The sequence below is a fragment of the Corynebacterium tuberculostearicum genome, assembly GCF_046097465.1.
Taxonomy (GTDB): Bacteria; Actinomycetota; Actinomycetes; order Mycobacteriales; family Mycobacteriaceae; genus Corynebacterium; species Corynebacterium tuberculostearicum_I.
The window spans coordinates 1,697,223-1,709,749 of the sequence record NZ_CP175799.1 but is presented as its reverse complement, the minus strand read 5'-3'; the positions used below and the strand labels follow the sequence as shown (position 1 = coordinate 1,709,749).

Annotated in this window: 13 protein-coding genes; 10 read left to right on the top strand and 3 right to left on the bottom strand. The window is 58.7% G+C overall.

The annotated features are described in order from the left end of the window. Window positions 1-9: 9 nt before the first annotated feature. On the top strand, window positions 10-927 hold the full coding sequence (locus ACKFRX_RS08120; RefSeq protein ID WP_408927644.1) for a tyrosine recombinase XerC: 918 nt from the start codon (window positions 10-12) through the stop codon (window positions 925-927). Here the strand turns inward: ACKFRX_RS08120 and ACKFRX_RS08115 are convergent. Continuing rightward, window positions 924-1,445 (bottom strand): M23 family metallopeptidase, encoded by a 522-nt coding sequence (locus tag ACKFRX_RS08115; RefSeq protein WP_408927643.1) that lies wholly within the window; start codon window positions 1,443-1,445, stop codon window positions 924-926. The two genes, ACKFRX_RS08120 and ACKFRX_RS08115, sit on opposite strands and share 4 nt — an antisense overlap. Before the next feature lie 378 nt (window positions 1,446-1,823). On the opposite strand from ACKFRX_RS08115, the gene rpsB reads away from it, so the two are divergent. From rpsB to ACKFRX_RS08090, 5 genes are all read left to right on the top strand, one after another. Beyond that, complete coding sequence (rpsB, locus tag ACKFRX_RS08110) at window positions 1,824-2,657, top strand: 30S ribosomal protein S2 (RefSeq protein WP_005325233.1); 834 nt, start codon at window positions 1,824-1,826, stop codon at window positions 2,655-2,657. Window positions 2,658-2,956: 299 nt separating this feature from the next. Then, on the top strand, window positions 2,957-3,769 hold the full coding sequence (tsf, locus tag ACKFRX_RS08105) for a translation elongation factor Ts (protein ID WP_005325225.1): 813 nt from the start codon (window positions 2,957-2,959) through the stop codon (window positions 3,767-3,769). 265 nt (window positions 3,770-4,034) lie between these two features. After that, entirely contained in the window at window positions 4,035-4,721 is a 687-nt protein-coding gene (pyrH, locus tag ACKFRX_RS08100; RefSeq protein WP_023027755.1) for a UMP kinase, read from the top strand. 71 nt (window positions 4,722-4,792) lie between these two features. Next, window positions 4,793-5,350, top strand: coding sequence for a ribosome recycling factor (frr, locus tag ACKFRX_RS08095; protein ID WP_005325221.1), 558 nt, complete (start codon window positions 4,793-4,795; stop codon window positions 5,348-5,350). Between the two features lie 149 nt (window positions 5,351-5,499). After that, window positions 5,500-6,378 (top strand): phosphatidate cytidylyltransferase, encoded by an 879-nt coding sequence (locus ACKFRX_RS08090; RefSeq protein WP_179386650.1) that lies wholly within the window; start codon window positions 5,500-5,502, stop codon window positions 6,376-6,378. 83 nt (window positions 6,379-6,461) lie between these two features. Here the strand turns inward: ACKFRX_RS08090 and ACKFRX_RS08085 are convergent, their stop codons facing one another. Beyond that, complete coding sequence (locus tag ACKFRX_RS08085) at window positions 6,462-6,869, bottom strand: lipopolysaccharide assembly LapA domain-containing protein (protein ID WP_179386649.1); 408 nt, start codon at window positions 6,867-6,869, stop codon at window positions 6,462-6,464. Between the two features lie 82 nt (window positions 6,870-6,951). Between ACKFRX_RS08085 and rlmN the strand changes: the two genes are divergently transcribed. Genes rlmN through ACKFRX_RS08070 form a run of 3 tightly spaced genes read left to right on the top strand, consistent with a single transcriptional unit; the run spans window position 6,952 to window position 10,523 of the window. Then, a complete protein-coding gene (gene rlmN / locus ACKFRX_RS08080) occupies window positions 6,952-8,076 on the top strand; it encodes a 23S rRNA (adenine(2503)-C(2))-methyltransferase RlmN (RefSeq protein ID WP_250412600.1) in 1,125 nt (374 codons plus the stop codon). An 18-nt stretch (window positions 8,077-8,094) separates the two neighbouring features. After that, entirely contained in the window at window positions 8,095-8,925 is an 831-nt protein-coding gene (locus ACKFRX_RS08075) for an ABC transporter ATP-binding protein (RefSeq protein WP_408927642.1), read from the top strand. Between the two features lie 5 nt (window positions 8,926-8,930). Beyond that, window positions 8,931-10,523 carry a hypothetical protein gene (locus tag ACKFRX_RS08070; RefSeq protein WP_408927641.1) on the top strand — a complete coding sequence of 531 codons (1,593 nt, stop codon included), beginning with the start codon at window positions 8,931-8,933 and terminating at the stop codon, window positions 10,521-10,523. Window positions 10,524-10,713: 190 nt separating this feature from the next. Here the strand turns inward: ACKFRX_RS08070 and ACKFRX_RS08065 are convergent, their stop codons facing one another. Then, window positions 10,714-11,220 (bottom strand): DUF2631 domain-containing protein, encoded by a 507-nt coding sequence (locus ACKFRX_RS08065; protein ID WP_408922548.1) that lies wholly within the window; start codon window positions 11,218-11,220, stop codon window positions 10,714-10,716. 132 nt (window positions 11,221-11,352) lie between these two features. On the opposite strand from ACKFRX_RS08065, the gene dxr reads away from it, so the two are divergent. Then, window positions 11,353-12,513: a 1-deoxy-D-xylulose-5-phosphate reductoisomerase gene (dxr, locus tag ACKFRX_RS08060; RefSeq protein ID WP_408922549.1), complete on the top strand. Its 1,161-nt coding sequence runs from the start codon at window positions 11,353-11,355 to the stop codon at window positions 12,511-12,513. Window positions 12,514-12,527: the final 14 nt, after the last annotated feature.

Genomic DNA, 12,527 nt, shown 5'->3' with positions numbered 1-12,527 from the left:
TGCTGTGGCATGAGTGAAGATGGAAAGTCCGCGAAGGCTCCGAAAGTTGAGGGGCAGATGGCTGAGGCCATTGAGGACTTCGCGGATTTCCAACTACATGTCAAAGGCCGCGCAGAAGCGACGGTGCGCGGGTATCGCTCCGACTTGCGCGACCTTGCACGCAGCGTGCCTACCTTCGCGGAGTTTGACCTCAACAGCCTGCGCCAATGGTTGGCAGAAGCTGTTACAGAAGGAAAGTCGCGTTCCACCCTGGCACGGCGCACCGCGGCAGCGAAGGGTTTTTCTACTTGGGCAGTGCGCGAAGGGCACCTTAAGCGAGACGTTGCTGCCCGCCTAGTTACGCCCAAAGTGGGGCGTCACCTTCCCACGGTTCTCGCTCCTGAGCAGGCCGGCGAGCTTATGGGCAATGCGGTCTCTGCCGATGAAGTCCACTTCCTTCGCGATAGCGCCATCCTGGAGCTGCTCTATGCCTCCGGTATGCGCGTGGCGGAGTTGGTCCGGCTGGACCTAGGCGATATTGATTTTCAACGCGGTACCCTGCACGTCACCGGTAAAGGCAATAAGCAGCGCGTAGTACCTTTCGGGCACGCAGCGGAAGACGCCTTAAAGCAGTGGATTGACAAAGGCCGTGGAGAAATCGCCTCGGCTGAAACTGAAGCGGTCTTTGTTGGCAGCAGGGGAGGGCGCATCGATCAACGCCAGGTGCGCCGCATTGTGGAAAAGGCCGCCAAAGTCACTGGTGCACAGGGGCTTACCCCGCACGGGGTGCGCCACTCTGCCGCAACCCACCTTTTGGAAGGCGGGGCAGATTTGCGCGTAGTGCAAGAACTGCTGGGGCACTCCTCGCTTAATACCACGCAGATTTATACCCACGTGTCCGCGCAGCGCTTGCAGCGCGTTTACGACCAAGCCCATCCCCGAGCTTAAAGCGGTTTGAGGCGAATTACCGGCATATCCAGCAGGGTTAAAGGGTCGATGTAGGTATCTTTTGCGATGAGTGCACCCCAGTGCAGTCCGGGATAGCCATCGACGGGATTGCCTAAACGGCCTATCACTTGGCCCTCGCGGACTTTTTGGCCCTGCTTTACGGAGCCGTGCACGGGCTGATACGTCGTTCTCACTCCATCCGCGTGAGCAATGGAGACAACTGGTTTGCCGGCCACCGTGCCCACAAAGGCGACTTCGCCATCTTCGGAGGCTACCACCGGTGAGCCCACCGATAGGGCCATGTCGACGCCGCGGTGGCCAGGGCTCCACTTTTGTTCTGGGGCGTCGAATCCGCGTAGTACCCGCGCCGGGCTAGGTTTGCCGGAAGCAGGGTCGACATAGGCCGTGGCCGGTGGGCAAGACAGAATAAGAAGCGAAAGAAGGGTGAGGAAAGTAGTGGGGAGGAAGGTGGGGCGTCGGCAAGCGGGAAATGCGGAGGGGGAAAGAAAGTGATTCATGGGCACAGTGTCTGCCGGAGACAAGCATTTGGGAAGTCCGTTCCTTTTAGCTGTGGACAACTTGGGTTGCATGATGTGGTTGAGCTGGTTGTGACGATTGATGCAAAGTGGCTGCGGCGAAGTTGTGGATAAGCTGTCTTCGGTTTGGAAAAACCAGCGTATAGGGATTATTCTTTGGGGCAGCAGTGTGTCCACCTCGTGGAGGCATTGACTACGCGCGGCGAAGTTGTCGCTTCCTGCTGGAAGGAAGAGACAGCCTGACGGTTGACGTGGTCCTTGGAAACAAGGTGTCAGCGGGGCCTTCGTTGCTAGGGTGCGGAATAAAACACCGCACAATTGGAAAACCGAAAGACAAGATAAAAAGAAAGCGAGCGAATCATGGCAGTTGTAACCATGCGCGAGCTCCTCGACGCTGGTGTGCACTTTGGCCACCAGACCCGTCGCTGGAATCCGAAGATGCGTCGTTTCATCTTCACCGACCGTAACGGCATCTACATCATCGACCTGCAGCAGACGCTGACCTACATTGACGAGGCTTACGAGTTCGTCAAGGAAACCGTTGCACACGGCGGCACCATCCTGTTCGTTGGTACCAAGAAGCAGGCTCAGGAAGCAGTTGCTGAGGAAGCAACCCGCGTCGGTATGCCTTACGTCAACCACCGCTGGTTGGGCGGCATGCTCACCAACTTCCAGACCGTTTCCAAGCGTCTGAAGCGCATGAAGGAGCTTCAGGCAATGGACGAGCGTGAGGACGGCTACAAGGGCCGCACCAAGAAGGAAGTTCTCATGCTCAACCGTGAGCGCGCCAAGCTCGAGCGCGTTCTGGGTGGCATCTCCGATATGGCCAAGACCCCATCCGCACTGTGGATTGTTGATACCAACAAGGAGCACATCGCGGTAAAGGAAGCTCACAAGCTGAACATCCCGGTTGTTGCCATCCTGGACACCAACTGCGACCCGGACGACGTTGACTTCCCGATCCCGGGCAACGACGACGCCATCCGCTCCACCAAGCTGCTCTCCGGCATCGTTGCCTCCGCTGTTGAGGAAGGCAAGAAGGCTCGTGAGGAGCGTCAGCTGGCTGCAGCTAAGGAAGCTGCCGGCGACTCCGCTGAGAAGGAAAAGCGTGACGCTGAGGCAGCTGCCGCAGCTTCCGACCCGGCCTCCGCGGAAAAGTCTGAGGAAGCATCCGCAGACAAGGCCGAGAAGTAGTCTTAACTTCTCGCTAGGAATCTTCCTTACCTGCGTTTAACTGAATACCCCACGCACTTTTGGTGTGGGGCAGCAAGGGAGTAATTCCTGCCCAAGGCTGTTTACCAACCCCCGCCACCGTGCTTTAACGGCGGCGGGGGTTGGTTTTATCTATGCTGGGTTCTGCTGAAGCCAGCTCCACCTTTACGCAGAGGTGGGAAAGGGGTGGTTTCTGCCACCCTAAAGCGGCGCGATTTCACCGCGTCGACTACGCTGTTTGAACGAACACTGTTTGATTTTCAAGGAGGATCGCCCCAACTATGGCGAACTACACTGCTGCAGACGTCAAGGCACTGCGCGAAGCTACCGGCTCCGGCATGCTCGATTGCAAGAAGGCTCTGGAAGAGTCCAACGGCGACTACGACAAGGCCGTTGAGTACCTGCGCATTAAGGGCGCTAAGAACGTCTCCAAGCGCGCTGACCGTGAGGCTACCGAGGGCCTCATCGCAGTTTCCGGCAACACCATGGTCGAGATCAACTGTGAGACCGACTTCGTTGCTAAGAACGAGGCTTTCAAGACCTTCGCAGCCAAGATTGCTGACGCTGCTGCTGAGGCCAAGGCAAACTCCGCTGACGAGCTCAACAACATTGAAATCGACGGCAAGAAGGTCTCCGAGGTCGTGGACGAGGAGTCCGCAAAGACCGGTGAGAAGCTGCAGGCACGCCGTGCAGTTACCGTAGAGGGCGACAACGTTGCCGTTTACCTGCACCAGCGTTCCGCTGACCTGCCGCCGGCAGTGGGCGTTCTGGTTTCCTACGAGGGTAGCGAGGAAGGCGCTCACGCCGCAGCACTGCAGATTGCTGCAATGAACGCTGAGTACCTCACCCGCGAGGACGTTCCTGCAGAGATCGTTGAGAAGGAGCGCGAGATCGCTGAGGCCACCACTCGTGAGGAGGGCAAGCCAGAGGCAGCCCTGCCGAAGATCGTGGAAGGCCGCCTGAACGGCTTCTTCAAGTCCATCGTTCTGCTGGAGCAGGCTTCCCTGTCTGATAACAAGAAGACCGTAAAGCAGGTTGCTGAAGAAGCTGGCACCACCATCACCGGCTTCGTTCGCTACGAGGTTGGCGCTTAAGCCCATCCCGCTGTAACGACTAGCCCACGAAGGATTATCCTTCGTGGGCTTTGTTGTGCGCTCACCGTGCCGACTTGTGCGGATTGTCTATTCGCAGGAGCGGGACTGGCACCTCGCAATTGCCTACTGGCCTGCACCGGCGGGCGGTGTGAGGAAGCGAAAGATATATGGGTAAGATAGGGCGGAGATTGAAACTGCCCCGCGTTAAGGAGACGAAGTAGGCGTGACTGCTGCAGATATTAAGCGAACTGGATACAAGCGAGTAATGCTGAAGCTGGGCGGTGAGATGTTCGGCGGCGGCAAGGTCGGTATCGACCCAGACGTGGTTGAAAACGTAGCCCGCCAAATCGCCGAGGTCTCCCGCCAGGGAATCGAAATTGCAGTGGTTATCGGCGGCGGAAACTTCTTCCGCGGCGCGGAGCTTTCCCAGCGCGGCATGGATCGTGCTCGTTCGGACTACATGGGCATGCTGGGCACGGTAATGAATTCTCTCGCATTGCAGGACTTCCTCAAGCAGCAGGGCGTGGACTGCCGCGTGCAGACCTCCATCAACATGGCGCAGATTGCCGAGCCGTATCTGCCGCTGCGCGCTGACCGCCACCTGGAAAAGGGTCGTGTGGTTATCTTTGGCGCCGGCATGGGCATGCCGTACTTCTCCACGGATACCACTGCCGCGCAGCGTGCCCTGGAAATTGGTGCCGAGGTTCTTTTCTTGGCCAAGGCAGTCGATGGCGTCTACTCCGATGACCCACGCACCAACCCGGATGCGGAACTGTACTCCGAAATCACTCCGCGTGAGGTCATTGAAAAGGGCCTCAAGGTTGCAGATGCCACGGCCTTTAGCCTGTGCATGGACAATGATATGCCGATTTTGGTCTTTAACCTGCTGGAGGAGGGCAATATCGCCCGTGCCGCAGGCGGCGAAGTTATCGGCACGCTGGTGCAGTCCTAATACTGTAAGGGCCGCGAACCTGCTACCTTTTTATACAGCCACCCCTATTCGTTTAAGGATGATTTAACCTCATGATCGATGAGATTCAGCTCGAAGCAGAAGAGCACATGACCGCTTCCGTCGAGCACACCCGCGAGCAGCTGGTGACCATTCGTACCGGCCGCGCGAACCCCACCATGTTCAACGGCTTGGTAGCCGAATACTACGGTGTACCTACCCCGATTACCCAGATGGCTACCATTTCCGTACCGGAGCCGCGCATGCTGCTCATCAAGCCTTATGAGCAGTCCATGATTCATGAGATTGAAAACTCCATCCGCAACTCGGATTTGGGTGTGAATCCTACCAACGATGGCCAAGTTCTGCGCGTGACCGTTCCGCAGCTGACGGAGGAGCGTCGTAAGGAAATGGTGAAGCTGGCCAAGAGCAAGGGCGAGGACGGCAAGATTGCTATCCGTAATATTCGCCGCAAGGCCATGGAGCAGTTGAAGAAGCTGCAGAAGGACGGCGACGCCGGCGAGGACGAGGTCATCGCAGCGGAAAAGGAAATGGAAAAGATTACTTCCGGCTACATCGAGCAGGTGGACAAGCTGGTAGAAAACAAGGAAAACGAGCTGATGGAGGTCTAGCACCTCCCGTCATTGCCGCCGTGCCCGTCCCCGGCCGGCGGCGCTTTTTCTGTTCCGCGGCCTACAGCTCCGAAGTCTGGAGTAGGGGAGGGCGAGCAGTGAACGTTAGCGAGGGGGCGCGAAAGAAGCAGCGAAAGGAGCCGGTCACGGTGAGTGACGCCATAAACCGCCGATTGCCTCAGCCGAAGAATGGCGCAGGCCGCGATTTGCCGGCCGCTATCGGCGTTGGCGTAGGCCTCGGCGCACTTGTCGTGCTCGCCGTATGGGCCGGCCCGCTCGCGTGGTACGCGGTCGTCGCCCTTGCAGTTGGCGTTGCTATGTGGGAGGTGCTCAGCCGCCTGCGGGAGCATTCCTACTATATTCCGCGCACCTTGCTCATTATTCTGGGCCAAGCCATGGTGTGGGTCTCGTGGCCACTGGGCGCGCCCGGCCTTGTGGCGGTCTATGTTACCGCTGTGCTGGCGCTTATGTTTGGTCGCCTCTTCCATAATGGTCGCCATCGCCCACCAATTAACTACCTGCGCGATATGTCCGTCGGCATTTTTGTGCTGACGTGGATTCCGCTATTTGCTACCTTCGCAGCAATGCTATCGCTGGTGTCGACCCCGTTTGCCAGTGGTGCCGCTTCCATCGTCGTTTTCATGTTGTGCGTGGTGGCATCCGATACTGGTGGCTATATCGCTGGCGTGATGTTTGGCTCGCATCCCATGGCCCCCGCAGTAAGCCCCAAGAAATCGTGGGAGGGCTTTGCCGGGTCCATCGTCTTCGGCGTGGTCACCGGCGCGCTTACCGTGAAGTTCCTGCTCCATCACGATGCCTGGGTGGGCGGCCTGATGGGCCTTGGCCTCGTCATTTGCGCCACCTTGGGCGACTTGGTGGAATCACAGTTTAAGCGTGAGCTGGGAATCAAGGATATGTCGGACCTGCTGCCAGGCCATGGTGGACTGATGGACCGCCTGGATGGCATGCTGCCTTCCGCCATGGTTACCTGGGTGGCCATTAGCTTCCTGGCAACGTTTACGCCATAGAAGCAGCGGGTACGCAAAAGCCGCCTCTCCCCAATAGTCCTTCCTAAGAAGGCGGGAAAAGGGGAGCGGCGGCTTTTTGAGATTTATACCTGCTGAGCTTGCTTGCGCAGCTGGCGGCGCAACTCGAACATGCGCCAGCCACCCACCAGCGCCATGATGAGTGCTCCGCCAATGGCGAAGATGAGGAAAGCAATTCCGGCAGGGAACTCACCGGACCAGCCCAGGAAGTTCATGGGAACCTCGTGCTGGTTTTGCATGATGAAAACAATGAGAACAATCAGCAGCAGGAAACCTACGATGAGCGCGATCCACGTGCTGGCTGCGAAAGATCCCTTGGCCTTGCCAGAAGGCTGGGTGGAGTGAGAAGTAGAGTCAGAGACCGTCGGCTCTAGGTCAGAACCGGTCTCCGGTGCAGAAGTGTTCATCTCCGTCGAGGAGAGGTCTGCGTCGGAAGAAGAAAAGTCATCTGCGGGGTAATTCGGATTTGTCATGCATCCATTATTTCTTTAAACCTGTCAATTATGCCACTTGGCACGGCTTTCAATTGGAAAAACCCACGCAGACCGTGGAAAGATGGGCAACACTATGGCTCAACCAGTGAAACTTAACTTCTCCGCCCCGCGCCGCGGACTTCCCCCTAAGCACTTCGCGGACCTGACCGAAAGCGAGCGCATTGATAGGCTCGCAGAAATTGGCCTGCCTAAATTCCGTGCAAAGCAGCTGGCTAAGCACTATTACGAGCACTATACCGACAATGTGGAGGATATGACCGATATCCCCGCCGGCAAGCGCGAAGCGGTAAAGGAAGCCTTCTTCCCTGAGCTCATGCAGCCTATCCGGACTACTTCCACGGATGACGGCGAGACCACCAAGTCCCTGTGGCGTTTGCATGATGGCACGCTGCTGGAGTCGGTTCTGATGCGCTACCCAGGACGCGCTACGTTGTGTATTTCTTCCCAGGCCGGCTGCGGTATGGCCTGCCCGTTCTGTGCTACCGGCCAGGGTGGTCTAGACCGCAACCTGTCTACAGGCGAGATCGTTGAGCAATTCCGCCACGCTGCAGCCGCAATGGCGGCAGAAGGCGGTCGCCTGTCCAACGTGGTCTTCATGGGCATGGGTGAGCCACTGGCCAACTACAAGCGCGTGGTGCAGGCCGTGCGTCAGATTACCGGCCAGGATGGTGCCGGCTTTGGTCTTTCCCAGCGCAACGTGACCGTGTCTACGGTGGGCTTGGCTCCGGCAATCCGTAAGCTGGCGGACGAGGATTTGGCCTGCACGCTCGCCGTTTCCTTGCACACTCCGGATGACGAGCTGCGCGATGGCCTCGTGCCGGTCAATAACCGCTGGTCCGTCGATGAGGTGCTCGATGCTGCGCGTTATTACGCGGATAAGTCTGCTCGCCGCGTGTCCATTGAGTATGCCCTGATTCGTGATAAAAATGACCAGGATTTCCGCGCGGATATGCTGGGCCGCAAGCTGCATCAGAAGCTGGGCTCCAAGGTTCACGTCAATGTCATTCCGCTGAACCCCACGCCGGGCTCGGAGTGGGATGCAGCCCCGCAGGACCGCCAAGACGAGTTCGTGCGCCGCGTACAGGCCCAAGGCGTTCCTTGCACGGTGCGCGATACCAAGGGCGATGAGATTGCGGCAGCGTGTGGTCAGCTCGCAGCGGATGAACGGGAAGATAAGTCCGCCTAACTGATAACATTGGCGGATATGAGTATTCCGAATTATCCGCCGCTTGCAGATGACCCCACCGCGCAGGCCTTTGCCGTGCGCGGTCTGAATAAATCTTTCGCTGGACGCCCCGCGGTGTCGAATTTGAGCCTCGACATCCCGCGGGGCTCTATTTATGGCATCGTCGGCCCTAACGGTGCTGGCAAGACCACCATGTTGACCATGGCGTGTGGCCTGCTGCGCCCAGATAGCGGTGAAGCGTTCATCGCTGGGCACAATACGTGGCAGGAACCGATTGCGGCCAAGGCGGCGATGGGCCTGCTCATTGATGGTGCTCCCGTCTTTGACCGCTTGTCTGGCCCGGAGTACCTGTTTTATCTCGGCGCTTTGCGCAGCATGAACCAGGCCGAGGTGGAGCGTCGCAGCGCACAGCTGCTGGACGCCTTGCAGCTTGCCGACGCCGCCGATAAACCCATCGCGGACTATTCCGCTGGCATGACTAAGAAGATCCTTTTGGCAGGTGCGCTCCTGCATAACCCAGAGGTAGTGATCCTCGACGAACCTTTGGAAGCGGTGGACCCAGTCTCCGGCCAGCTTATTCAGGAGCTCTTGCGCGCCTATGCCGCCCGCGGTGGCACCGTAATCCTGTCTTCACACGTCATGCAATTGGTGGAGGGCTTGTGTGATCATGTAGCCATTATCGCGGGAGGACAGGTGCTATCTGCTGGCCATGTGGAGGAGGTGCGCCAAGGCGGCAGCCTGACGGATGCCTTCATCCACTTTGCCGGTGGGAGTGATTTTGATGCGGGCTCTTTCGACTGGCTGCGTCGTGAAGGCGGCGAGCCGCAGCGTGGGGACGGGGAGGCGTAGGTTCAATGACTTCGACGCTCCTCAAGCTGCACCGCACACTGTGGGTCCGCAATCTCAAGGCGAATGCCGCTGCGGTCATGATCCCTATCTGTCTCTTGCTCTACGGACTCATCGGCCTTGCGTCGCTGGGCGCTCTTGCCGCGGCAGATATCTCCATCGGAACTGGGAACGTGCAAGCCCTTACCGTGGCCCCTGCTGTAGGCACGCTTGCCTTTATCGTTATCACCCTCATCATGCCCAGCGGAGAGAATCAGCTTTCTGCCCGTGAGCTTTCCGCGTTGCCGGTGCGGTTAAAAGACATCACGCCGGCACTAGCTATTGCCTCAGTACTCAATCTGCGCGCTCCAGTATCTGTCTTGCTCTCCATTGCCTATGCGGTGGCGGGAAGCGTGATTTTGGCGGCCAATGGCAAGGCATTGTTCATCGTGCCCTTCTGCCTGAGCATGCTCTTTGCCCTAGTACTGACGCTGGTTTTAGTGGACCTCGCGGTCTATGTCGGGGTTACTGTCGCGGAGCTAAGCTCGACCACCCTCAAAGTTTTGGGTGCGCTGGCGGTGTTCTTGCTCATCTTTGGTTCTAATCGGCTTGCATCCCTTGCTGGCTCTGACTTCCCATTGGGATCTGTGGGCGAGGGTCTGGCGTGGACGCCCGTTGGCGCACCGGTGGGCTGGGCGCTCGCGCTCGCCCAAGGCGAACCAGTAGTAGCCTTCTTGCAGTTTCTCATCGCCGCGGCGTCGCTGGGCGCAGCCGTGTGGGCGTGGCACCGGTTGCTGCGCTTGCAATTCGAGCGCCGCACACTCTTTACTCCGAAGCACCAACGCCGCGAAAAGGCCAAAGGAATAAGCCGCTTTTCTTTGGGCTCCTTTTCCTATCGCGGACCAGCTGCGATGGAATTTACCCGCTCGCTGCGCTACATCTTCCGCGACTCTCGCCTTATCGGAACCATCATCATGCAGCCAATTTTGGCAATCGTCTTTATCATTCAGGGCTTTACTACTGATTCCGTCATGCCGTCTATAGGAGTGCTATTTCTGGGACTCTTCGGCGGAATTGTAGCCACTAATGATTTTGGCTACGACGGTCCAAGCCTGTGGGTAAAGATGGCCGCACCAGTTCGTCCGCGCACGTTTCTCTACGCGCGGCACTGGGCGCACTTGGCGCCCACAGCCATAACTTTCGTCCTCTCGGCGGCGGTGCTTTTCGCGGTGAGCGCCGACAAAGCGCTCACCGGGTGCTTGATGGTGGTCGCCCTGGGAATTTTCATTTCTTCTGCAGGATTGTCATTGCTGCTATCCACCTTTAATCCCTTTGCCACCGCGCGGCCCGGTGGCAGTATGTGGGCAGATAAATCCGGCTACTCGGCCGGTGCCTTCTTAAGCGCCATTTTGAATTTGTTTATTGGCTGGACGCCGATTATCCCTGGCGTCATTCCAATGGCCATCGGCTACGGCTCGAATATGGTACTGGTTGCGCTGGGGTTTATCCTCGTCATCGCGGTTCCAGTTGCGTGTTATATCGTTGCCCTCCGGGTAAGCGGAAAACGCGTGGACAACTCCCTGCCTGAGATTTACGCCAAGGTGGGTCACTGGGTGTCTTAATCCTCCGGCCCCCCGCGACAGTGGCCGCATCGCGGCCCTCTCGGGGTCGCGGTTGAGGCCGTGGGGGCTGGGAGTGGGGCCTAAACGACAGGATGTGTTGGTGAGTAGGAGGGGCGTCGCCAAGCGGAGGCATAAAGAAACCGCCGACCTTCGCGGGGAAGGGCGGCGGTAGCTAAAGCGTACTTAAAGCTTAGAGCGTGTGCTTGCCGGAGGAAACCGGGGTGGCGTTGTTGGTGCCTGGCTCAACGCGCAGGTGAGAAACGCGGGAAGGCTCAATGTTGAGCGCGCGCAGCTGGGAATCAGTCAGCTCGGCGTATGCGCCGGTGCTGGTCTTTTGGTCGTAGACCCAGTCCGGCTCCTGGTGGCCTACTGGCTGGTTGTTGGCGGTCACGGTGCGGACCTGGTGCAGCTTAGGCTGGAAAGCGTGGATGAGCAGGCCAACGGCGATCAAGATAGCCAAGGCAATGAGCCAGATGGTCTCAACGTGGCCCTTGTGGTTACCAAAGTTGTAGGCAAGCAGGAACAGGACAGAGATCCAACCGGCGATCTGTACGCCAGAGCGGCTGATGCGGGACCAACCGAATCCTGCGGATGGGACGTCCTCAGTAGAAACACCGTCAAATACCTGCGGTACCGGCTTGTGGGAAGACACTTGCTCTCCTTCGCTTCTGCGTGTGTCCGTCTGTGCGATGGGCATGCGGGCACACCAATGCCATTTGTCTGCTACACATTCTAAAACATCGCACCTGAGATGGCGATTAAACACCCCCGTCGCAGTGCGGCGTACCTGGCGCGCACGCCCAATGGTGGTGGGCGCTAGGGTGGAGGCGTGACTACTCAGCGAATACTCATTCTTGGTTCCACCGGTTCAATCGGCACGCAGGCTCTGGAAGTCATTGCGGATAATCCCGATAAATTCGACGTCGTGGGAATCGCTGCGGGTGGCTCCAACCCGCGGCTCATCATCGAACAAGCCCGTAGCCTCAACCTTTCGTTTGACCACGTTGCCGTGGCCAACGAGGAGGCCGCGGCCGAGGTGTCGGCCGCTCTAGGCGGTTCGGTTTTGAGTGGCGCCGACGCTGCAGAGCACCTAGTGCGCTCGGCCCCGGCCGATACGGTACTCAATGCCTTGGTGGGGTCTTTGGGGCTCAAGGCCACCTTGGCCACTCTGGAGATGGGCGAGTATTTAGCCTTGGCCAATAAGGAATCCCTCGTGGCGGGTGGCACGCTGGTTACGCAGAAGGCGCGCCCTGGCCAGATTATCCCTGTTGACTCGGAGCATTCCGCCATGGCGCAGTGTCTGCGTGCCGGCGAGGAGGGGGAGCTGGATAAGCTCGTACTTACCGCCTCTGGTGGCCCCTTCCGCGGTTGGTCGCGCGAAGAGATGTGGGACGTGACCCCTGAGCAGGCAGCGCAGCACCCTACCTGGTCCATGGGGCAGATGAATACCCTCAACTCCGCCACCCTCATTAACAAGGGCCTGGAGCTGATTGAAGCCACCCTGCTCTTTGACATCGCCCCGGAGCGCATCGACGTCACCGTGCACCCGCAGTCCATCATTCACTCCATGGCCACCTTCAAGGATGGCTGCACCATCGCCCAGGTCTCACCGCCATCAATGAAGCTGCCCATTTCGCTAGCGCTGAATTGGCCGCACCGCGTCCCAGGAGCCCAGCCGTCCTTGGACTTTGCGCAGGCACACGATTGGCGTTTTGAGCCGCTTGACGATGCCGCCTTTCCCGCAGTCAACCTCGCCCGCCGGGCCGCGGCCGAGGGAACAGGGGTCATCTACAACGCCGCCAATGAGGAGGCAGCGGCCGCGTTCTTGTCCGGGCGCATCCATTTCCCGGAGATCGTGGACGTCGTGGGCACGATCCTTGATTCCGCATCCGAGTTTGCTGGTGTAGTCTCTAGCCTCGATGAAATCCTCGCGGTAGAAGGCGAGGCGCGCAGGCGCGCGAATGCGCTGATTGATTCGCTGGCTGACTAGAAAGCTTTCACACC